Source organism: Bradyrhizobium sp. USDA 4510 (assembly GCF_054059095.1).
Map to the genome: position 1 here is coordinate 7776947 of NZ_JBSSBT010000001.1, position 21200 is coordinate 7798146.

The following is a 21200-nucleotide window of genomic DNA, read 5'->3' on the forward strand; positions in this document are numbered from 1 at the left end:
CTGTCCTTATCCCGTGTCAGGCCGCGCGGCGCAGTTCGGCGGTCTGCTCTTTCAGCGCCGCGATCAGCCCGGGACGATCAAACTTGGCGACATAGTCGTGGAAGCCGGCCTGCCGGCCGCGCTCGATCGCCGCCGGCGACACCATCGCCGACAGCGCGATGATCGGCAGCCCGATCAGATTGTGGTCCGAGCGGATGTTCTCGGCGAACTCAAAGCCGTTCATCTCGGGCATCTCGATGTCGGTCAGCACGACGTCGAAGCTCTGTCCCGAACGCAGCGCGGCGAGCCCTTCCTGCGCGCCGCCCGCGGTCCTGACCTTGTAGCCGGCGGCCTTCAAGACCGGCGCCAGCATGTTGCGGAAGAAGGCACTGTCATCGACCAGCAGCACCGACTGCGCCGAGGCCGACGGCCGCATCTCCTTGCGCGAGAACCAGTCGGCGAACGCCATCGGCAGGAAGTGGCCGACGTCGATCACCTCGGTGGCCTGGCCCTTGATCACGGCCGAACCGAGGATGCCGTCCTGCGAACCCGCGACCTCGATGTTGAGCCGCTCCTCGACGATGTCGATGATCTCGTCGACCACGAGCCCCATCGAGCGGCCGTCGTCGGCGAACACCAGGATCGGCTGCGAGCCCTGCGACTGCACCTCGACGCCGGCCATCTGCACCAGCGGCATCAGCTGCTCGCGGTACTGCACCATGTAGCGGCCGTTCGAGAGCTCGATCTTGTCGGTTGCGATCTCCTCCAGCCGAGTGACGAGGCCGAGCGGCACCGCCTTGGGCTGCGAGGAGCCGGCGCGGAACACCAACAGCGAGGTCAGCTGCTCGCCGCTTGCGGCGTGGGCGTTCGCATTGTCGTCGGCGAGGTCATGGGCCGAGGAGCCGGACGCGCCGAGCGCTTTTGCAATCCCGTTGGGGTCGATGATCATGATGACGGCGCCATCGCCAAGGATGGTGTTGCCGGAGAACATGTCGATGTGCCGCAGCTTGGTCGACATCGGCTTGACCACGATCTCCTCGGTGTGGAACACGCCGTCGACCACGATGCCGAAGGTCTGGCTACCCACCTGAGTGACCACGATGAAGCCATTCTCGGCATCCGTAGTCGTCGCGCCGTCGTCGATCTTCAAGAGCTTCTTGAGGTGGATCAGCGGCAGCAGCTTGTTGCGCAGGCGCAAGACTGCGGTGTCCTTGATCCGCTCGATGCGGTGCTCGGAGTTGGCGCGGGCCCGCACCAGCTCGACGACAGACAATTGAGGAATCGCAAAGCGGTCGCCGCCGGCTTCCACGATCAAAGCGGAGACGATCGCCAAGGTCAGCGGGATCTTGATGGTGACCGAGGTGCCCTCGCCGGCCACGCTCTTGATGTCGATGGTGCCGCCGATCTGGTCGATATTGGTGCGCACCACGTCCATGCCGACGCCGCGGCCGGACACCGAGGTGACTTGGGCCGCGGTCGAGAAGCCCGGCGCGAAGATGAACTTGTGGATCTGGGCCTCGGTCATCTTCTCGAGCTCGGCCTCGGTGACGAGACCGTTTTGGAGCGCCTTGGCCTTGATCCGCTCGGTGTTGAGCCCGCGGCCATTGTCGGCGATGCAGATGATGATGTGGCCGCCCTCGTGATAGGCGGAGAGGCGAATGGTGCCCTGCTCCGGCTTGCCGGCGGCGACCCGCTCGGCGGTGGTCTCGAGCCCGTGATCGGCGGAGTTGCGCACCATGTGCGTCAGCGGATCCTTGATCAGGTCGAGCACCTGGCGGTCGAGCTCGGTGTCGGCACCGTGCATCTCGAGCTCGATCTGCTTGCCGAGCTCGCCGGAGAGATCGCGGACGATGCGCGGCAGCTTCTGCCAGGCATTGCCGATCGGCTGCATGCGCGTCTTCATGACGCCTTCCTGCAGCTCGGCGGTGACGTTGGAGAGCCGCTGCAAGGGCACCTTGAACTCGGTGTCCTCGTTGCGGCGAGAGATCTCCAGCAGCTGGTTGCGGGTCAGCACCAGCTCGGAGACCATGGTCATGAGGTGTTCGAGGGTGTCGACATTGACCCGGATCGACTGGTTGGCGATCTTGTCGCCTTCCTGGACGTCCTCAGCGGCCGCCTTGCGGGCCGGCTTCTTCACAGCCTCGGCCGGCTCGGCGGCGGGAGCCGCAGCGGCAGGCTTCGCGGCCGGCGCCGGTGCGGCGACTTCGGTCTCGGTCTCGCGGAAGGCGCGCTCGAGCTCGTCGAGCGAGACCTCGCCCGGACGCAGCGGACGCTCCAGCGTCTGCACCACCAGCGTGCCTTCGGTCATGTTAGCCTGCACGGACGGAGCTTCGACGACAGGCACGTCCTCTTCAGCGGCAACCGCCATCGCCGCCATGCCGTGCTCGACCATCGCCTCCAGCTGATCGATCAGATCGCGGTCATTGCCTTCGGGCTCGGCCTCGGTCGCCTCGAGCCCTGCAAGGATCTCCTTGATGCGGTCGATCGAGGACAGGATCAGCGTCACGGCTTCCGCCTTCACCGGCATGCCGTCGCGGAATTTGCCCATCAAGGTCTCGCCGGCATGCGCCAGCGCCTCGAGCCGCGGCAGCCCGAGGAAGCCGCAGGTGCCCTTGATGGTGTGCACAAGCCGGAAGATGTTATCCAGGATCTTCGCGTTGTTCGGATCCTGCTCGAACTGCACCAGCTGGTTGTCGACCGTATCCAGGCTCTCGCTGCTCTCCGTCAGGAACTCGCGCAACAGATCGTCCATGGATAGGTCCCCTCAAGGTGCTACGGAGCGCTCGCCTTGCATCGATAACTTGGCCGGCTTCACGGCGACGTTAATTTTGCCGTCCGTGCAAATACGGACGATGAAGCCCTTCTGCAGTTCGACGACGCATCACGACAACACGGCCGGTCTCACAAGGACAGGCCTTACCACCCGGACGGGAAAGAGCCCGTTCCACCGGTCATCGCAATTTGAACTAATTGGAATTGAGGACCGCTAAGTCTAGCAAAACGTTCGCGACATGACGACCGCCTGCATCCGAACGCGATCGCTCATTGGTTGAAGCCGGCGGGATGGCTAAGCGCCAAAGAAAAGGCGGCGGAGTTTCCTCCGCCGCCCCGATAGTCGATGTCTGTCGCCGCTACGCTTAGCGGAGCAGCTGCAGCACGCTCTGCTGCGACTGGTTGGCCAGCGCCAGCGCGGACACCGCGATCGACTGGCGGGTCGACAGCGCCTGGCTGTTGGCCGCTTCCTCGTTGGTGTCTGCCAGCGTCAGGTTGGACGAGCCGGTCTGCAGCACGTTGATCAGGTTCTTCGAGAAGTCCTGGCGGATCTGCACGATCGACAGGTTCGAACCAAGGGTCGAAGCCTGGGTGCGCAGCAGGCCGCTCGCGCTGTTCAGCGTCTTCAGCGTCGCGTTGGCCGAAGCGTTGTCCACGAAGTCCGTGCCGGCGGTCAGCTTGGTGAGGTTGAGGCCCGGTGGCGTCGAAGGTCACGCCCTGGATCTTCAGCGTCGAGGAGCCCGTCTCGTTGAAGGTCAGCTTGAGCTGATCGCCATTGAGCAGGTTGATGCCGTTGTACGACGCGTCCTGGGCGGTCGTGGTGATCTGGTCCAGGATGTTGTTGTACTGGTTGACCAGGTTGGCGCGGTTCGCCAGCGCAGTCGGGTCCTGCACCGGAGCGCTGCCCGCAAGGCCGTTGAACAGCTTGCCGGCGCCGGCCGCCGTGCCGCCAATCGTGCCGATGGTCGCCGAAGCGGCATCGTTGGTGGTGCTGATGGTGAGCGCACCGGCCGCACTGAGCGAGGCCTGCAGGTTGTTGGCCGCCAGCGCGGCGTTCAGGTCGTTGAGGGACTTCACCTTGCCGGCACCGGTGCCGAAGGTGATGTTGGTCGCGGTGCCGTTGCCGGTTGCGCCGATGGTCAGCGTGAGGGTGTCCAGCGGGCTCGCGCCAGCCGTGCCGGTTGCGGTTGCCGTAGCACCGGCCGGGAGGCCGAGCTGCGTCGCGTCGCCCGAGCTGAACGTACCGACGGTGAGCGTGTCGCCGGTGCCGGCGGTGTTGGTGCTGGTCAGGACCAGCTTGCCGGTGCCGTCGATCGAGGCGGCGACCTTGGCGCTGGCGCCGACCTGCGTGTTGATCGCATCGCGAACCTGGGTGGCGGAGTAGTTCGTGCCCGAGTTCAAGGTCACAGTCTGGCTGTTGATCTGGAACGTCAGGTTCGCGCCGGCCGCGGTGAGGTCGATGCCGGTATAGGCGGCGGTGCTGGTGAGGGTCGCATTGGTCGGGGTCGCGGTGCCGAGCAGGTTGTCGGCGGTCGCGCCGGGGATCGCGGCGGTCGTCACCGACGACTTCGCGGAATAGCCGACGGCGGCCTGCAGGGCCTGGTTGGCGACCGACTTGGCGCTGTCGACGAGCTTCTGCAGCGAGGTGATGCCGGTGTTGGCGGCCTGCAGCACCTGCACGCCGTTGCCGATACCGTCCAGGAGGTTGTTGATGTCGCTGGCGCGGTTGTCGAGCGACTGCGCCGTGAAGAAGTTGGTCGGATTGTCGAGAGCAGTGTTGACCTTCTTGCCGGTGGACAAGCGGTTCTGCGTGGTGGCGAGCAGGTCAGCGGTCGACTGCAGCGAAAGCAGGTTTTGACGGACCGATGCCGAAAGAACGATGCCGGACATACTGGATACCCTTCTGGATGAACACGATTGACGCGACGCCGTAAATTTCGCACGGCGACCCACGTCACACTGGTCCGTCCGCGCTACCCGTTCGTTAAAGGGCTGGTCCGTACAAATACCCAGGACGGCCTTGCCGGTGATTCGACGGGCGGCCGGCGCGATGGCTGGCCGCGGCAGCGCGCGGTCGGCGCCGGACCGACGTCATGGCCGTGAATTTCCTGCGCATGTGCAGGACTTGCGACATCCCGGCGCGGCAGGCCCGGCGCGTCGATAGCCGGCGTTGCAGGTCACCACGATGCAAAGTCCAGCGAGGAACAGAGTTAATGGAAATCAATAAATGAGAGATAAAGTCGCGCTGGGATCTCGCGCCGCGCGGATCGACGTCGATCACCGGTCCCGGCGGCGGCCACGCCGTCTGCCCTCCAGAGGGTATAGTTTCAACACCACAACCCTTGTGCAATTGGACAGGCAAGCTATGTTCGCAGTCCTTCCACACGCCAAGAGTAGGTGATGCGAGACCGTAGTGCTCCCGCCCTCGGCAGGAGCAGCAATGTCCGCGGTATCGCGTCCGCCCAATCGTCTGTTGCAAGCACTTCCCCCCACGGAGTACGCGCAACTTCATCCCCTCCTGGAACCCGTCGACCTGACCAAGGAAACGGCGCTCGCCGATGCCGGCGCGCCGGTGCAGCGGGTTTATTTTCCGCATAGCGGCGTGGTCTCGATGATGATCAATCTGTCCGACGGGCAATCTGTCGAGATTGCAACCGTCGGTCGCGACGGCGTCGTGGGCGCGTCTGCCGCCCTGCACGAGCGGCCGCTGCTTGCCGATGCGATTGTCGTGGTGCCAGGCTCAGCCTCGATGATGCGGGCGGAGGATTTCCGCGAGGCAGCAAATCGCAGCGCGGATTTCCGGACCCTGGTCGCGCTCTATGAGCAGGCGCTGATGGCGCAGACGCAACAATCCGTCGCCTGCAATGTTTCGCATCCGGTGGAGGCACGGCTGTCACGATGGCTGCTGCGCGCACGCGATCTGTGCGGCAGCGAGGCGTTGCCGCTAACCCAGGAGATGCTGGCGCAGATGATCGGCGTCCGGCGCAATGCGGTTTCGATTGTCGCACATGGGTTTCAGCAGGCCGGCATCCTGCGTTACAGCCGCGGTCATATCGAGATCACCGATATCGACGGCCTGCGGAAGGCGGCGTGTGAATGCTATACGACGGTCAAGGCGCACGCCGAACAATTGATCGGGCCGGAAGACTGACTGGCGCGCCGCCAGCCCCAACTGTGATCGAGCAGACAACCCGAATGTGCGGCGATAGGTCTATTCCTATTGGAACCAAGACATGTTTCCATTGGAACCCTGGCGTGCCAGAATAGGTTGCAAGGACGTCCAGCCGCACGTCAGCCCTGGGCCCAGAGACAAGCTTTGCCGGCAGGCTGGAGGTTGCTTTGGAAACGGTTCCTCGATCACCCAACGGATTCCTGGCGTCGCTCTCGGCGAGCGATTTCGAATTGATTCGGCCGCATCTGCGGACGGTCGACCTCGCGGCCGATTCGGTCCTGGTCGAGACCGACGAGATGCTCAAGCGGACATACATGCCGCACAAGGGCGTGATCTCGCTGGTGGTCAAGCTGGCTAGAGGCGAGCGCGTGCAGGTCGCGATGGTCGGCCGCGACAGCATCTATGGCGCATTCGCCCCGCTCGTCGAAGGGCCTGTCCTCAACAACGCCACGGTGCTGGTGCCCGGCGTCGCCTCGACCGTGGAACTCGAGCCGTTGCGCGCAGCTGCCGGCCAGAGCCCGACGCTTCGCGCGAGATTGATCCGGCACGGGCTCGCCGTCTATGCCCAGATCCAGCAGACCGCCGGCTGCAACGCCGCGCACACCGTGGAGTCACGGCTGGCGCGATGCCTGCTGCACACGCGCGATCTCTCCGGCAGCAACAAGATCGTCCTGACGCAGGAGGCGATGGCGCAGATGATCGGCGCGCGCCGCAACAGCGTGTCGCTGGTCGCGCATACCCTGCAACAGGCCAATTTCATCCACTACAGCCGCGGGCACATCGAGATCACCAACGCGGATGGGCTGATCAAGACGGCGTGCGAATGCTACGCCGCGGTCAAGGCGCAATATGCCGGACTGCTGAATTGTCAGGAAGTCGGCCGTTAGAGTTTGTTGTTTTTGCCGCGTCTTCTTCGCGCAAGCCGGCACCCGCTTCGCTCAAAAGCGCTCTGACCGCTGTGCAAGCCGTACTTCTACGGCGTGCGATTTTCATCGTCGGATAACGCTGTTTCCTCACATTCACGTGGACGCACGGGGGAGCCGATGTTCACGTACCAGACGACCGACCGGAAGGAAGCCCGGCGCTTCCGCATGGCCCAGTTCAACGGCCGGACCGCCACCATACGGTCGGCCGGCGCGATCGTCACGGGACGCGTGCGCGCGATCGTCGAAAGCAGGTCTGGCGCGACCGCGGCATGGGTGGTCACGATCGTTCCGGATGAACCGAAGGCATCCGCGACGGCCGCGCGGCTCGCACCGCGCCTGTGCTTCGCCGCGGAAGACGATTTCTGAAAAGACGATTTCTGAGAACCGGGTCCTAACGAACCGAACACCGCTCAGAGCCCCATTCCGATGGTATCGGAACGGGGCTCTGGTTTTCAGTTTTGACGCGTCTTCTTTGCGCGAACCACTTCGCTTGAAAACGCTCTATGCCGAATGCAGCAAGGCCTTGCGGACGAGGTCGGCGGTGTTGCGCGCCCCGAGCTTGCGCATCGCCTCGGCGCGATGGCTCTCGAACGTGCGCGGGCTGATGTTCATCCGCAGCGCGCCCTGCTTGTTGGAATAGCCGTCGCTGATCAGGCTTAGCACTTCACGCTCGCGCTTGGTCAATGGCTTGCGGCCGGCTTCCGGTGCGAACACGACATCCGGCGACCGGGAGCCTGCCGGCTTGTCGTCGCCCGGCGGCTTGAGGTCTGCGGCCGGGACGGCATTGGGATAGAGGTCGGAAATCTGCTTCAGCATCGCGGACACGCGCTCGGTCTGCTCGAGCGCGTTCTCGATCACCTGCCGCAGATAGACGCCGTTGCCGGGCGCGTGCGCGAATTGCTGACTGTGCTGCTTGAGTTCGTTCATATAGAGCAGCAGCGCCGTCACCGGCCCATTGAACTGCCGGACGATCGCGGCACCGGCGTCCGCCTGCGGCCGCGGCCCTGCGGGTCCCTGAGTGTCAAGCGACTGCGGCTCGAGCGTCGCGGTTCCACCCGTCCATGCCGGAAGGCGCGCCTCGGCTCGGTTGTCATGTTGCGTCATAAGTATGGTTTACCAAAGGTGAACTTGTGGCCGCGTTAACGCGGGACTCCGTAGAACTACGGGTGACGCAACTGTGACCTCGGGCCCCGACCTGCCAAGCAGGTGCAGATTACCGCTGATTTGGCAACAAACCTCGCATATTTGAGTCGAATTACAGTATTCTTACGGGACGGATGGGCGAGGCTGCCACCGGCGGGATTCTCCGCCGGGCATCGACCTTCAACGGTTCGGGCAGCCATTTCCGGCCCCCCTGGTTCCGGATTGAAAAAGGCCGGAATTCGCGGCCCGGCGCCTCAGGGGCGCCGGAGCCGAAGGAATTTCTGCAGGAACCGCCCCGAAAGAACGAACCTGAACCACCAATACGCCATTCGCCGGGTCGTCATCGATCATCCCTCTGGGCATCGGGATGGCCCCGGCATACCGCACGCGGGCGCGCGCACCTATGAGACGGTTCACATCAACCGAGAAGCGTCGGGCAGGCACCGGATCAGGCGAATGTCAATTTACAGCCCCGGCAGGCGTCGCGATGATCGCCGCCTCTCGATCAGCAATAAGGGCGCGGCCATGAAGCGAGGGCGGAACGGATCCTGGATTTCCTTGATGACGATTGCGGCGCTCGCCGCGGCACTGCTGCTTAGCGCAGGCGCGCAGGCCCAGACCCCGCCGACCAGCGATGCAACGCCGACGCCCGACACCGCGGTCATGCTCACCATCTTCTTCAAGCATGATCAGTCACGACCGCTCGGTGAGCTCAATGCCCAGCTTGAGCGGCAAGCTTCTACAAGGCGTTTCCGCCCGAGGGTGTCGAGGTCGTCAGCTGGTACGTGATGATGGGGATCGGCCAGGTGGTGACGCTGCGGTTGCCGGCATCGCGGCTGCGCGAGGTCAACCGCGTCATCGAGAACAGCGCCTGGGGCGCCTACCACACCGAGTTCTACCCGACCTACGACTACAAGGCGGTCGGGATCGGCAATCATGAAAAAGCAAAGCAGTAGCCGGTCGCATCGAGACCGATGCCGAGTCAGGGCCGCGCGCCGGACTTGCCGGTTTTGGCCGAAGACCAGGCTAGCGATTGGATCCGATCCACCGCCTATGCGTGGGCCCGCGAGCGCTGGCTCAATCGCTTTGCCAGTATCCGCAAATCCTCGGCGCGCCCGCTGCAAAGCAGGCGGCTGAATTCGTCAGGATCGATGGAGGCAGGCGGAAAATCGGCTGGTTTGCGTGCGGCCCGACGTAGCCAGGTCAATCGGAAGAGACGCTTGAGCATCTTCATGGTTGTCAGCCCCGATGAGCGTCATTGTTAAATCGCGGCAATGAAATTTGGTTCCACACCTTGTGGTCGCCCGACGCAAAATTTGGTTCAACGCCGTCAGGCGAACAGCGCCTTGCGCTTTTGCACGCGCGCAATGGATCGCCGCACCGCGGCCTGATCGAGTGATCCATCCTGCACCGCACCCGCGACCGCCGCGGCGATGCCGGCCATCCCCTGCTCCTGGTCGAACAGATTGTTGCCGATGCAGATCATGTCCATGCCGGCGGCGATCGACTGCAGGCTGGCCGCGCTTGTGCCGAGCGCCTTCTGCAGCCCCTGCATCTGCATGTCGTCGGTGATCAGCAGCGTCTCGGGCAGACGACGGCGAAGCCGGCCGAGCCCGGCCGATGACAATGTCATCGGACGCTGCGCGTCCCACTGCCGGACAATGGCGTGGCTGACCAGCACCGCATCGCCATAGGTGCGCGGCGCCAACGCGTAGAACAGCTCCTCCTGCTCGGGACGCAGCGCATCGGAAATGTCCATGAACTCCAGGTGCGAATCGACGCTTGCACCGCCGATGCCCGGAAAATGCTTCAGGCAGAGGCCTACTCCCGCCTGCCGCGCCGCAGCGTCGACCAGCCGGGCATTGGCCTCGACCTCACCGATATCGGGCGAATAGGACCGCTTGATCCTGCCGATGTTGGGATTGTCGGGATTGTAGTCGACGTCGATGACAGGCGCGAAATTGTAGCGGATGCCGAGCCGGCGCAGCTCGCCGTAGCTTGCGGCCAGCACCGTCTGCTTTTCCGCGCGCGCGAGCAGGTTGAACTCCTTCGCGCTCGGCAGCGGCTGAAAACCGCAGCTGTCCTTGAGCCGGCGCACCAGGCCGCCCTCCTGGTCGATGAAGACCAGCGGCCGCGACGGCAGCGCCGCGATCTCGGCGCAGAGCGACTGCACCTGCGCGGGCGAGGCGATGTTGTTGTCATACTGCCGGGTCTGGCAGGAATAGTCGAACAGGATTACCCCGCCGAGCCCGAACTGCGCGGCAAATTCCTTCAGCCAGGGCGGAACGACCTTGCCGTAAAAGCCGAGAATGAAGAGTTCGCCGACGGACATGGCCGCTCGATTCAGTTGCCGCATGGAATCAGCCGCGCCCGATGGGATAGCACGCTGCGGCGGCGGTAAGAATATGACGCAGCTTGCTGCTCGACTGCGTTCCCCGTGCTCGCATCACTATGTTAAGACACGCTGGCGGGCCTCGGTCGCCCGCCACGACACAAGGACTTTCGGAAACCGCCCATGACAGCAGCTTACGTCCCGCAAATGGCTCTTTACCGCCAATGGCTGAAGCAGACGCGCGGCCTTGAATTTGCGGATTTCGAGGCGATGCGGCGCTGGTCGGTCACCGATATCGACGCCTTCTGGCAGAGCGTGTGGGATTATTTCGACCTGCGCTCGCCGACGCCGCATTCGGCGGTGCTGGCCGAGCGCAAGATGCCGGGCGCGGTGTGGTTTCCCGGCGCTTCGGTGAATTACGCGCGCCAGGTCTTCCGCCACGTCGCGCCGGCGCATGCCGCAGGCCTGCCGGCCCTGATCTCGAGCGGCGAGGACGGCAAGCTCTCGGAGACGAGCTGGCCCGAGCTGCAGCGCAAATCGGCAGCGCTGGCGCTGCATCTGAAGGCCAACGGCGTGCGCGCCGGCGATCGCGTCGCCGCCTACTTGCCGAACATTCCCGAGACGATCATCGCGTTCCTCGCGACCGCGAGCCTGGGCGCGGTCTGGAGCGTCTGCGCGCCTGACATGGCGGCACCCGCGGTGATCGATCGCTTCAAGCAGATCGAGCCGAAGGTGCTGATCGCCTGCGACGCCGTGACCTATGCCGGCCGCCGCCACGACCGGCAAGGTGTGATCGAGGAATTGCGGCGCGCGCTGCCGACCGTGCAGCATGTCATCCTGCACAGCGACGCCGCGCCGTCCGAGACGCGATTGTCAGCGATCCTCGCGGGCCGGAGTGCGGAGATCGACGCCTTCGAGCCGGAATGGCTGCCGTTCGATCATCCGCTCTGGATCGTCTATTCCTCAGGCACCACCGGATTGCCGAAACCGATCCTGCACAGCCATGGCGGCATCATCGTCGTGGCGCTGCCGCTCTCGACCCTGCACAACGACATCGGCTGCAGCTATCAGCCAAACTCGTTCGGCGAACGCTTCCACTGGTACTCTTCGACCGGCTGGATCATGTGGAATTGCCAGGCCAACGGCCTGCTCAACGGCACGACCTGCTGCATTTTCGACGGCAGTCCCGGCGGCACCAAGGACAAGCCCGACTGGACCACGCTGTGGCGCTTCGTCGCCGACGCCAAGGCCACCTTCTTCGGCGCAGGGGCGGCGTTCTTTGCCAATTGCACCAAGGCGGAAATCGATCTCGCTGCCGTCGGCGACCTCTCCGGCCTGCGCACGCTCGGCTCGACCGGCTCGCCGCTCAGCGCCGACACCCAGGCCTGGTTCAACGAGCGCTTCGCCGCGCTTGCGAAGCAGAACGGCAACGCCGCGCAGGCCGATATGTGGTGGGCCAATATTTCCGGCGGCACCGACTTCGCCGGCGCCTTCATCGGCGGCAATCGCGAATTGCCGCAGACGCCGGGCATCATGCAATGCCGCCTGCTCGGCTGCGCGGTGGAAGCGTTCGACGAGCAGGGGCGCGCGGTGATCGACGAGGTCGGCGAGCTCGTCTGCACCGAGCCGCTGCCCTCGATGCCGCTGCGCTTCTGGAACGATCCCGGCAATGCGCGCTACCTTTCCAGCTATTTCGAGACCTACCCCGACAATTTCGACGGAAGTGGCCGCGGCCCGGTGTGGCGGCATGGCGACTGGCTCAAGATCAACCCCGACGACTCCTGCGTGATCTATGGCCGCAGCGACGCCACCATCAACCGCCATGGCTTGCGGATGGGCACCAGCGAGCTCTATTCCGCGATCGAGGCGCTGCCGGAGGTGCTGGATTCGATGGTCGTCGACCTCGAATATCTCGGCCGCGACAGCTACATGCCGCTGTTCGTGGTGCTGCGCGAGGGCATCGCGCTCGATGCCGCGATGAAGGCGAAGATCAACAAGGCGGTCGAGGCCGGGCTGTCGCGCCGCTTCCTGCCCAACGACATCTTCGTGGTGGCGGAAATTCCGCGCACGCTGTCCGGCAAAAAGCAGGAGCTGCCGGTCAAGAAGCTGCTGCTCGGCCACCCCGTCGAGAAGATCATCAATCGCGATGCGATGGCCAATCCAGGATTCCTCGACTGGTATCTCGATTTTGCAAAGAGTTATCTGAGCAGGCAGGCCGGTGCGGCGTAACGGCCGCTGAATGCCACTCGCGTTTGGGATTTCACGACATGCCTTCACCCAGCTACATCGACCCGCTCAACGGAAAGCTCTATCCGCTGGATATCCCGCGCTGGTGCTCCGACGAAGGCAAGCCGCTCCTGATAACGCCGCTGCCGGGCATCTCCCGCGACGACATCGATCGCACGACGCGGTCGCTGTGGCGCTACCGCGCGGCGCTGCCGGTCGAGATCAGGCGGCCGATCACGATGGGCGAAGGCTGCACGCCAGCCGTCGAGAAGGCGTGGGATGATCTGCGGCCGCATTTCAAGCTCGAATGGTTCAATCCGACCGCAAGCTTCAAGGATCGCGGTACCACGGTGATGCTGTCGTTCCTGCGCCAGCTCGGCGTCGATGCGGTGCTGGAGGACTCTTCCGGCAATGGCGGCGCGTCGGTCTCGGCCTATGGCGCGGCCGGCGGCATGCGGGTCAGGATCCTTGCGCCGGCCACGACGTCGCCGATGAAGGTGGCGCAGATGCACGCCTTCGGTGCCGAGGTGCAGCTGGTCGAAGGCCCGCGCGAGGAATCCGAGGCAGAGGCGATCCGCCAGTCGAAGCAGATCTTCTACTCCAGCCACAACTGGCAACCGTTCTTCCTGCAGGGCACCAAGTCGCTGGCCTATGAGATCTGGGAAGATTTCGGCTTCACCGCGCCCGACAATGTCATCATGCCGGTCGGCGCCGGCAGCAGCCTGCTCGGCTGCTATATCGGCTTCAAGGAACTGCTGGCGGCCGGGCAGATCGCGCGCCTGCCGCGCCTGTTCGCGGCGCAGCCGCTCAACTGCTCGCCGGTCGATGCCAGCTTCGCCGCCGGCGTCGACACGCCGGTCGATCGCGCGGTCCGCAAGACCATCGCCGAGGGCACCGCGATCAAGCATCCGCTGCGGCTGAAGCAGATGATCGCGGCACTGAAGGAGAGCGGCGGCGGCACCGTCGCAATTCCCGAAGACGGCATCGTCGCCGCGTTGAAGCGGTTGGCGCAGACCGGTCTGTTCGTCGAGCCGACCTCGGCCTCGGCCGCCGCCGCGCTCGATGTCCTGAAGGCGCGCGGCGCGATCCGGCCGGCGGAGCGCACCGTCGTCATCATCAGCGGCACCGGGATCAAGGCGGCGGGGCTGATCACGGAGCTGCTCGGAGCGAGCTAGCTTTGGCACGCTTCGATGAGCTGTCCCTATCCCGCCTTGCGCAGCCTCAGGGATTCGTAGAACGCGGTCTCGAAATTGATGTAGCCGATAAAGGACGTCGGATCGCCAAACGGCAGGATCTGCGTCGCCCAGTATCCGCCAAAACCGTTCTGCCGATCGATCCAGTAGAACAAATTGGCCAGCCCAGCCCAGCCGAGCGCGCCGGCGGGGCGGCCGGTCGGAGCCTGCTCCTCATTGATCATGAAGCTCAGCGCCCAGGATTTCGACTGACCGGGGAAGAACTCGGCGTCGTTGGCGAGCGAGGTGATCACGCCGGTGATCGCGGTGACCTTGTTGTTGCCGAGATGGTTCTTCTCCGCCATCCGCACGGTCTCCGCCTTCAGGACCCGCCCATGCTCGCCGGCGCCGTCGTTCAGCCACATCCGGATGAATCGCATGTAGTCGCCGATGGTGCCGTAAAGCCCGTGGCCGCCCATGTGGATCTCGGGATTGGCCGGCAGCTCGAAATCCATCGGCGTGAGTGAGCCGTCGGCGTTGCGGGCGTGGATGCCGGCGAGCTTGCGACGCATCGCGTCGGTGAGCTCGAACGTCGTGTCCATGATCCCGAGCGGCTCGAAGATCCGCGTCCTGAAGACCTCGCCGAGCCGCCTGCCGGCGATGGCCTCGACGATCTGGCCGCACCAATCCATGTTGGTGCCGTATTCCCAGCGCTCGCCTGGATCGAACAGCAGCGGCGTCATCAGCGAAGCCTTGGATGCCGTGATGACGCTGGGCTGCCCCTTCTCTTGCGCCAGCCGGTTATAGGTGTGATTGATGAAGTCGTAGCTCAGACCCGCGCTGTGGACCATCAGCATGCGGGTGGTGATGTCGCGCTTCGGCGGACGCAGCCGCGGCTCGCCCTTGTCGTCAAAACCCTCGATCACCTGGAGCTTGCCGATGTCGGGCGCGTAGGTCCTGGCGGGTGCGTCGAGATCGAGCTTGCCTTCCTCGACGAGCTGCAGGACGGCCGTCCCGGTGATCGCCTTGGTGGTCGAGAAGATCGCGAACACGCTATCGGCCGTCATATCGGCGGGCTGGTCGAGGCGGCGCTTGCCGGCGGCACCTTCATAGATGTTGCGATGGCGGTCGGTCACCATCGCAACGACGCCGGGAACGCGCGGGTTTGAAGTCACGACGCCGTCAAGGATTGCATCGGCGGCTGCACTGAAATTCGTGCTCATTGTCTTCCTCCTGTGTTTTGTGATGTTGACCCGCGCAGCCCGGATTACGCTTCGCTCCATCCGGCTACGCGGTCGAAATGCGGTCAGCCCTACTGCGTGGCAAAACCGCGATAGCCGCTCGCGGCGACCTCATCGCATTTCTGGCGATAGGTGCCGACACCGCCGCAATAGGACAGCACCCGGCGCGGCTTGCCCTCGACATTGGAGCCCAGGTACCAGGAGTTGGTCTTGGCGATCAGCGTTGCGTTGGCGGTCTCATCGTGATGCGCCACCCACTGATCCTCGGTATCCCTGGTCGGCTCGATGACGTTCAGGTTCTTGCCGCGCAAATATTTGATGCAGTCGGCAATCCACTCCACCTGCTGCTGCAGGCAGGTGGTCATGTTGCAGAGTGCGGCCGAGGGCGCGAGCGGCACCGCCGTTGTGAACAGATTCGGATAGCCATGGACCTGCAAGCCCATCGTGGTGCGGATGTCCCTGCCCCAATCGTCCTTCAGCGATCGCCCGTCGCGGCCGCGGATGTCGATCCGCGTCAGCGCTCCCGTTCCGGCGTCGAAGCCGGTCGCCAGGATGATGACGTCGAACTCGTGCACCGTGCCGTCGGCGGTCTGGATGCCCTCAGGCGTGATGCGGGCGATCGGATTGTTCTTGACGCTGACGATCTCGACATTGGGCCGGTGGAAGGCCTCGAGGAAATTGCTCTCGAGCGGCACCCGGTGCGTGCCGAAGCCGTAGTCGGCGGGAATCAGCTGTTCGCACAGCTTGGGGTCCTTGATCCGCTCGCGCATCTTCTCGCGGACGAATTCGGTGACCTCGGCGTTGACGGCTTCGTCGAAGAACAGTTCGGCGAAGGACGAGACCCACAGCTTCAGGGATCCGTCGTTCCAGCAGTCCTCGATCACCTCGCGGCGCTGCTGTGGCGTCAGGTCGGCCCAGGCGTGCTCGAAGTCGAATTCGAATCCGGTGAACGTCTTCGGCAGCCGCTCGGTGAGGAATTTGAACTTCGACTTGTAGGCCTCGGCATCCGACGCGTCCCATTTCGGGTTCTTCATCGGGATGATGTATTGCGGGGTGCGGATGAACACCTTGAGGTGGCCGACCTCACCGGCGATCGACTGGATCACCTGGATTCCGGTCGCGCCATTGCCGACCACGCCGACGCGTTTGCCGGCAAGCTCGATCGGCCCCTTGGGCCAGCGCGCGGTGTGGAACAGCTTGCCCTTGAACGTCTCCTGTCCCGGGAAGGACACGTGCGGGGCCGAGAGCATGCCGCAGCAGGTGACGAGGAACTGGGTATCGATCACGTCGCCCTGGTCGGTCGCGACCAGCCAGCGTTGTGTCGCCTCATCGAAATGCGCGCTCTTCACCGTGGTGCCGAATTGAATGTCCTTCCTGAGGTCGAGGCGGTCGGCGACGTAGTTCAGCCAGCGCTCGATTTCCGGCTGGCCCGGGAATCGCTCGCTCCAGCTCCAGCCTTTGTAGAGCTCCTCGGAGAACAGGTACTGATAGGTGTGGCCTTCGGAATCGAAGCGCGCCCCGGGATAACGGTTCCAGTACCAGGTGCCGCCGACGCTGGACCCGGCGTCGATCGCCTTCACGCTCAGTCCCTGCTCACGCAGGCGGAACAATTGATAGAGACCGGCGACGCCGGCGCCGACGACCACGGCGTCGAGCTTGGTCGTTGCATGCGCACCATTGCTTCCTTTCGACCTTGTGACGGTCTCGGTCATGGTTTCCTCCTGTGTCTGGCTTCTCGCACGCACCTTCCCACCCGCGGTGTCGCCGGATGATGGTGCGTTGCGTCAATTTGGGTCTCGGCCGTTCGCGTTGTCGCCGAAACGCAGAGCAGGCTACGGGCCGTTCGGCCGCGCGGCTTGGATGAAACCGACAATCTCTGGAACGCGACCGTGCAATCGAGCACCGGCCGTTGGTCGGCTTGGCAAATGGCGAAAGCGGCCTATTCTGCGCTCAGCCGTCCGGCCAAGAACAAGCGGTCAACCGCGCCACCAATCCCAGGGAGGAGGCTCACGCGATGGGCCAATTGATCACGGTCGAGGAGCTGCCGCGCTACGCTCCCGGCGAGATGAAGCTGGATAGTTTGTCAGTCGGGAGAAGCGATTTCCGGCTGCGAATTTTCCGCTATGCGCCGTCGGATATCTGGGTCCCGCCGTCGGCAAACTTCCTCCTGGTGCTCTATCGCGACGGCGTGACGTCGATGAACCGCCGCGTCACCGGCGCGTGGAAGCAGGATCAAGTCGGTCGCGGCGTCACGTCGCTCATGACGCGCGCCGAGCCGTCAAGCTGGCATTGGAACAACGACATTGAGGTCAGCCATTTCTACATCTCTCCTGCCCTCATGACGAAGACCGCGAGCGATGCCTTCGACCGCGACGCCGAAACGATCGAGATTCACGACCTGCTCAAGGTCGAAGACCCAATGCTGACCTGGATCAACGATCAAATGGTCCAGGAAGTCGCCGCGGGCGGTCCCGGTGGACGGCTCTGCTATGATGCACTGGCGCTGCAGGCGAGCGTGCATATCCTGCGGAAATATGCGGCGATCGAGTTCAAGATGCCCTGCGCGCAAGGACCCTTTCGCCCGGCGCATGCCCGGCTGATCGAGGACTATATCGAGCAGAACATCTTCCGGAACATCACGCTGGAGGAGCTCGCGAACATCTGCAATTGCACGCCGGTCCAGTTCGCCCGCAAATTCCGCGTGCATTACGGCATGCGGCCGCATGCCTATGTCCTGCGGCGCAAGGTGGAGCATGCGTGCCAGCATCTGCGCAAGGACCGCGTCGCGCTGAAGGAGATCGCGCTGCTCGCCGGCTTCGCCGATCAAAGCCACCTCAATCGCGTGTTCCGGCAGCACATGAACGTGACGCCGGCGGAATACCGCCGGCAGGTCTGCGAGCACACCGTCCAGGCATGAGACCGAGTCTGCGACGGACTCACACTGGCGGCGGATTGAGGCGCGCGAAGCCTTCCTGGATTCGGTAGGGATAGTAGGGGATAGGCCGGCATCACTGCGCTCGCGCGGTCGAGACGCGCGATCTGGTCCGGCGAGAGCGACCATCCGACCGCGCCGAGATTGTCGCGCAACTGCGCCTCATCGCGGGCGCCAATGATTACGGACGACACGCTCGGCCGCGCCAACAGCCAGGCAATCGCGATCTGCGGCACGCTGCGGCCGGTCTCCGTGGCGACCGCGTCCAGCGCGTCGACGATCGCGTAAAGCTTCTCGTCGTCGACCGGCGGCCCGAACTGCGCGGTCTCGTGCAGGCGGCTGTTGGTCGGCAATGGCTGCCCGCGCCTGATCTTGCCGGTGAGGCGGCCCCAGCCGAGCGGGCTCCAGACCAGCGCGCCGACGCCCTGGTCGAGCGCGAGCGGCATCAGCTCGGATTCATAGTCGCGGCCGACCAGCGAATAATAGACCTGGTGCGCCACATAGCGCGGCCAGCCGTGCCGCTCGGCGGCACCGAGCGATTTCATCAGATGCCAGCCGGAGAAATTCGAGGCGCCGACATAGCGCAGCTTGCCGGCGCGCACCAGCGCATCGAGCGTCGACAGCACTTCATCGACCGGCGTGAAGGCATCGAAAGCATGAAGCTGCAGCAGGTCGATATAGTCGGTGTTGAGCCGGCGAAGCGCGGCGTCGACCGCGGCGGCCAGGCGATATCGCGACGTACCGGCATCGAGCGGGCCGTCGCCCATCGGCAGGCCGGTCTTGGTCGAGATCAACACCTTGTCGCGGCGGCCCTTGATCGCGGCGCCGAGGATCTCCTCCGACGCGCCGTTTGAATAGACATCGGCGGTGTCGAACAAATTGACGCCGGCCTCGAGGCAGATGTCGATCAACCGGCGCGCCTCGCTGGCGTCGCTGCGGCCCCAGGCCGAGAACAGCGGCCCCTGGCCACCGAAGGTGCCGGCGCCGAAGCTAAGCACGGGGACCTTCAGGCCGGATGCACCGAGATTGCGGTATTCCATGGTCATGCTCCCTTGATCCGATTCATTCCGCCGGGCACTGCGCGGCGAGCGCGATCGGCCGATCGAGGCGCAGGCTCCACAGCGCGAGCAGCAGGCCGATTGCAGTGATGACGGCGGCCACCAGCGGCAGCGCGCCGAGGCCGAGGCCGCGATCGATGGTGACGCCGCCGGCCCAGGCGCCGAGCGCGTTGCCGAGATTGAACGCCGCGATGTTCAGGCTGGAGGCCAGCGTCCGCCCTTCGACGCCGGCGGCTTCGAGCACGCGGAGCTGCAGCGGCGCGACGGTCGCGAACGCGGCGATGCCGAGAATGAACAGCAGCACGACCGCCAATGCCTTGATCGAGACGACCGCCGTCAGCGCGACGAGCACGGCGGCGAGGCCGCCGAGCGACACCAGCAGCGCCCGCGCAAGTCCCTTGTCGGCGAGCCGTCCGCCGGCGACGTTGCCGATCGCAAGGCCGGCACCGAACACCAGCAGGATCGGCGACACCGCGGCGTCGGAGAATCCGGTGAGCCGCGTCAGGATCGGCTGCACATAGGTGAAGACCGCGAACAGCCCGCCGAAGCCGAACACCGTCATGGCAAGCCCGAGCAACACCTGCGGGCGGCCGAGCACGGCGAGTTCCTCGCGCAGCGGCGCAGGCTTGTCGTTGGCGCCGACATGGCCGGGGACCAGCACCGCCAGCACGATGAACGCGATCACGCCGATCGCCGCCACCGCCCAGAACGCCGCGCGCCAGCCGAGCATCAGCCCGAACCAAGCGCCGAAGGGCACGCCGAGCAGGGTCGCGACCGTGAGCCCGATGAACATCGTGGCGATCGCCGACGCGCGCTTGTCTTCCGGGACGAGGCCTGTCGCCACCACGGAGCCGACGCCGAAGAAGGTGCCGTGCGCCAGCGAGGTGAGAATGCGTGCCGCCATCAAGAGCCCGTAGCTCGGCGCCAGCGCACACGCTGCGTTGCCGAGCGTGAAGATCGCCATCAGCGCCAGCAAAACCGCCTTGCGCGGCATCCGCCGTGTTGCCAGCGTCAGGATCGGCGCGCCGACGAATACGCCGAGCGCATAGCCGGAGATCAGCAGGCCAGCCGCGGATACGGATACCTGCATGTCGGCGGCGACTTGCAGCAGCAGTCCCATGATGAGGAATTCGGTGGTGCCGATACCAAAGGCACCGGCGGTCAAGGCAAGGACTGCAGCAGGCATGTGTCGCTCCGGACAAAAAGGATTCCGCAAAGCGAGATAGCGGTCCGGGCGGGGAAGGATTAGAATGACCGCAATCCAATCATTTGTGACTTGAATTCAAGATGGCCCGCACAGATACCAACCGCTCCGGCGAGATGGACGTATTCGTCCGCGTCGTCGATCTCGGCGGCTTCACGGCTGCCGCGAACAGCCTGCGCCAGACACCGTCCGGCGTCAGCAAGCTGGTCTCGCGGCTCGAGACCCGGCTCGGCACGCGGCTGGTCAACCGCACCACGCGCAAGCTGCAGCTCACCGAGGAAGGCCAGGCCTTCTATCAGCGCGCCCAGCGCATCCTCGCCGATATCGACGAGGCCGAACGCGAGGCCGCCTCATGCGTGCCGCGCGGCCATCTCACCGTGAACAGCAACATCCCGTTCGGCATGCTGCATGTGATGCCGCTGCTGCCGCGCTTCATGCGCGAACATCCCGATATCACGCTCGACATCGTGCTGACCGACACGCTGGTCGATCTGATGCAGGCGCGCGCTGATGTCGCGATCCGGGTCGGCCCGCTCGGCGCCTCGCGGCTGATCGCACGCAAGCTCGGCACCAGCCGCATGGTGGTGGCCGCCGCGCCGTCCTACCTCGCCCGCTTCGGCACGCCGAAGACGCCGGCCGACCTCGCCGACCATCGCGGCATCGGCTGGACCTTTCCACGCAGCATCCGCGGCTGGCCGTTTCGCCGCGCTGAACGGATCGAAGAAGCGCTGCCGCCGCCGGTTGCCCGCGTCAGTGACGGCGAAGCCGCGCGCCAGCTCACGCTCGGCGGTATCGGGCTCGGACGATTGGCGCTGTTTCACATCGGCCCCGATATCGAGGCCGGGCGCCTGGTGCCGGTGCTGCAAAATCTCAATCCCGGCGACCGCGAGGACATCCACGCGGTCTATGTCGGCCATGCCGGCCCGCTGCCGGCACGGGTCCGCGCTTTCATCGATTTTCTTGCGCAACACATCCGCATCGGCGATCCCTCGCTGCGGCGCGGCGCCGATGGAAAATGGAAGGTCGTGGGCGACAAGTGAGCA

Annotated in this window: 15 protein-coding genes and 3 pseudogenes; 8 read left to right on the forward strand and 10 right to left on the reverse strand. The window is 64.8% G+C overall.

What is annotated here, in order from left to right; translation table 11 throughout:
* Positions 1 to 16: 16 nt before the first annotated feature.
* Together ACVMDN_RS36110 and ACVMDN_RS36115 are read right to left on the reverse strand one after the other, a co-directional pair.
* The gene (locus ACVMDN_RS36110) at positions 17 to 2731 is read right to left on the reverse strand and encodes a hybrid sensor histidine kinase/response regulator (RefSeq protein WP_310885508.1); all 2715 of its coding nucleotides are present in this window, start codon (positions 2729 to 2731) and stop codon (positions 17 to 19) included.
* 385 nt (positions 2732 to 3116) lie between these two features.
* Positions 3117 to 4641, reverse strand: a pseudogene (locus tag ACVMDN_RS36115) (flagellin N-terminal helical domain-containing protein).
* 523 nt (positions 4642 to 5164) lie between these two features.
* Between ACVMDN_RS36115 and ACVMDN_RS36120 the strand changes: the two are divergent.
* The 3 genes from ACVMDN_RS36120 (at position 5165) to ACVMDN_RS36130 (ending at position 7215) form a co-directional block, all read left to right on the forward strand.
* The gene (locus ACVMDN_RS36120; protein ID WP_375166541.1) at positions 5165 to 5902 is read left to right on the forward strand and encodes a Crp/Fnr family transcriptional regulator; all 738 of its coding nucleotides are present in this window, start codon (positions 5165 to 5167) and stop codon (positions 5900 to 5902) included.
* Between the two features lie 188 nt (positions 5903 to 6090).
* On the forward strand, positions 6091 to 6810 hold the full coding sequence (locus tag ACVMDN_RS36125) for a Crp/Fnr family transcriptional regulator (RefSeq protein ID WP_057020884.1): 720 nt from the start codon (positions 6091 to 6093) through the stop codon (positions 6808 to 6810).
* Between the two features lie 204 nt (positions 6811 to 7014).
* Positions 7015 to 7215 carry a hypothetical protein gene (locus ACVMDN_RS36130; RefSeq protein WP_244559010.1) on the forward strand — a complete coding sequence of 67 codons (201 nt, stop codon included), beginning with the start codon at positions 7015 to 7017 and terminating at the stop codon, positions 7213 to 7215.
* Positions 7216 to 7350: 135 nt separating this feature from the next.
* Here ACVMDN_RS36130 and ACVMDN_RS36135 read toward each other — a convergent pair whose 3' ends face one another.
* On the reverse strand, positions 7351 to 7953 hold the full coding sequence (locus ACVMDN_RS36135) for a helix-turn-helix domain-containing protein (RefSeq protein WP_076834577.1): 603 nt from the start codon (positions 7951 to 7953) through the stop codon (positions 7351 to 7353).
* A gap of 503 nt (positions 7954 to 8456) precedes the next feature.
* Positions 8457 to 8675: a hypothetical protein gene (locus ACVMDN_RS36140; protein ID WP_456835931.1), complete on the reverse strand. Its 219-nt coding sequence runs from the start codon at positions 8673 to 8675 to the stop codon at positions 8457 to 8459.
* Here ACVMDN_RS36140 and ACVMDN_RS36145 point away from each other — a divergent pair.
* Positions 8584 to 8948: pseudogene (locus ACVMDN_RS36145) on the forward strand (hypothetical protein). The gene ACVMDN_RS36140 and the pseudogene ACVMDN_RS36145 overlap by 92 nt on opposite strands.
* 95 nt (positions 8949 to 9043) lie before the next feature.
* Here the strand turns inward: ACVMDN_RS36145 and ACVMDN_RS36150 are convergent.
* Both ACVMDN_RS36150 and ACVMDN_RS36155 read right to left on the reverse strand, forming a co-directional pair.
* Entirely contained in the window at positions 9044 to 9226 is a 183-nt protein-coding gene (locus ACVMDN_RS36150; protein WP_141342047.1) for a hypothetical protein, read from the reverse strand.
* A gap of 96 nt (positions 9227 to 9322) precedes the next feature.
* Positions 9323 to 10324, reverse strand: coding sequence for a glycoside hydrolase family 3 N-terminal domain-containing protein (locus ACVMDN_RS36155; protein WP_076834579.1), 1002 nt, complete (start codon positions 10322 to 10324; stop codon positions 9323 to 9325).
* Between the two features lie 132 nt (positions 10325 to 10456).
* Here ACVMDN_RS36155 and ACVMDN_RS36160 point away from each other — a divergent pair, with 132 nt between their 5' ends.
* Positions 10457 to 12553 carry an acetoacetate--CoA ligase gene (locus tag ACVMDN_RS36160; protein ID WP_456835924.1) on the forward strand — a complete coding sequence of 699 codons (2097 nt, stop codon included), beginning with the start codon at positions 10457 to 10459 and terminating at the stop codon, positions 12551 to 12553.
* A gap of 38 nt (positions 12554 to 12591) precedes the next feature.
* Positions 12592 to 13725, forward strand: a complete 1134-nt coding sequence (locus ACVMDN_RS36165) for a threonine synthase (protein ID WP_076834581.1) — start codon at positions 12592 to 12594, stop codon at positions 13723 to 13725.
* A gap of 26 nt (positions 13726 to 13751) precedes the next feature.
* Here the strand turns inward: ACVMDN_RS36165 and ACVMDN_RS36170 are convergent, their stop codons facing one another.
* Positions 13752 to 14945 carry a methyl acetate hydrolase AcmB gene (locus ACVMDN_RS36170; RefSeq protein ID WP_057020890.1) on the reverse strand — a complete coding sequence of 398 codons (1194 nt, stop codon included), beginning with the start codon at positions 14943 to 14945 and terminating at the stop codon, positions 13752 to 13754.
* A gap of 89 nt (positions 14946 to 15034) precedes the next feature.
* The gene (locus tag ACVMDN_RS36175; protein WP_076834583.1) at positions 15035 to 16675 is read right to left on the reverse strand and encodes a flavin-containing monooxygenase; all 1641 of its coding nucleotides are present in this window, start codon (positions 16673 to 16675) and stop codon (positions 15035 to 15037) included.
* 302 nt (positions 16676 to 16977) lie between these two features.
* Here ACVMDN_RS36175 and ACVMDN_RS36180 point away from each other — a divergent pair, with 302 nt between their 5' ends.
* The gene (locus tag ACVMDN_RS36180; RefSeq protein ID WP_076834585.1) at positions 16978 to 17880 is read left to right on the forward strand and encodes an AraC family transcriptional regulator; all 903 of its coding nucleotides are present in this window, start codon (positions 16978 to 16980) and stop codon (positions 17878 to 17880) included.
* Between the two features lie 19 nt (positions 17881 to 17899).
* Here ACVMDN_RS36180 and ACVMDN_RS36185 read toward each other — a convergent pair.
* A pseudogene (locus ACVMDN_RS36185) lies at positions 17900 to 18935 on the reverse strand (aldo/keto reductase).
* A gap of 22 nt (positions 18936 to 18957) precedes the next feature.
* Entirely contained in the window at positions 18958 to 20139 is a 1182-nt protein-coding gene (locus ACVMDN_RS36190; protein ID WP_076834586.1) for an MFS transporter, read from the reverse strand.
* A gap of 101 nt (positions 20140 to 20240) precedes the next feature.
* On the opposite strand from ACVMDN_RS36190, the gene ACVMDN_RS36195 reads away from it, so the two are divergent.
* Positions 20241 to 21197, forward strand: coding sequence for a LysR family transcriptional regulator (locus tag ACVMDN_RS36195; RefSeq protein ID WP_076834588.1), 957 nt, complete (start codon positions 20241 to 20243; stop codon positions 21195 to 21197).
* Positions 21198 to 21200: the final 3 nt, after the last annotated feature.

Coding starts and splice junctions, on each gene's coding strand:
- ACVMDN_RS36110 (WP_310885508.1), bottom strand. CDS start 2,731: ATGGACGATCTGTTGCGCGAGTTCCTGACGGAGAGCAGCGAGAGCCTG.
- ACVMDN_RS36130 (WP_244559010.1), top strand. CDS start 7,015: ATGGCCCAGTTCAACGGCCGGACCGCCACCATACGGTCGGCCGGCGCG.
- ACVMDN_RS36135 (WP_076834577.1), bottom strand. CDS start 7,953: ATGACGCAACATGACAACCGAGCCGAGGCGCGCCTTCCGGCATGGACG.
- ACVMDN_RS36150 (WP_141342047.1), bottom strand. CDS start 9,226: ATGAAGATGCTCAAGCGTCTCTTCCGATTGACCTGGCTACGTCGGGCC.
- ACVMDN_RS36155 (WP_076834579.1), bottom strand. CDS start 10,324: ATGTCCGTCGGCGAACTCTTCATTCTCGGCTTTTACGGCAAGGTCGTT.
- ACVMDN_RS36165 (WP_076834581.1), top strand. CDS start 12,592: ATGCCTTCACCCAGCTACATCGACCCGCTCAACGGAAAGCTCTATCCG.
- ACVMDN_RS36170 (WP_057020890.1), bottom strand. CDS start 14,945: ATGAGCACGAATTTCAGTGCAGCCGCCGATGCAATCCTTGACGGCGTC.
- ACVMDN_RS36175 (WP_076834583.1), bottom strand. CDS start 16,675: ATGACCGAGACCGTCACAAGGTCGAAAGGAAGCAATGGTGCGCATGCA.
- ACVMDN_RS36180 (WP_076834585.1), top strand. CDS start 16,978: ATGGGCCAATTGATCACGGTCGAGGAGCTGCCGCGCTACGCTCCCGGC.
- ACVMDN_RS36190 (WP_076834586.1), bottom strand. CDS start 20,139: ATGCCTGCTGCAGTCCTTGCCTTGACCGCCGGTGCCTTTGGTATCGGC.
- ACVMDN_RS36195 (WP_076834588.1), top strand. CDS start 20,241: ATGGCCCGCACAGATACCAACCGCTCCGGCGAGATGGACGTATTCGTC.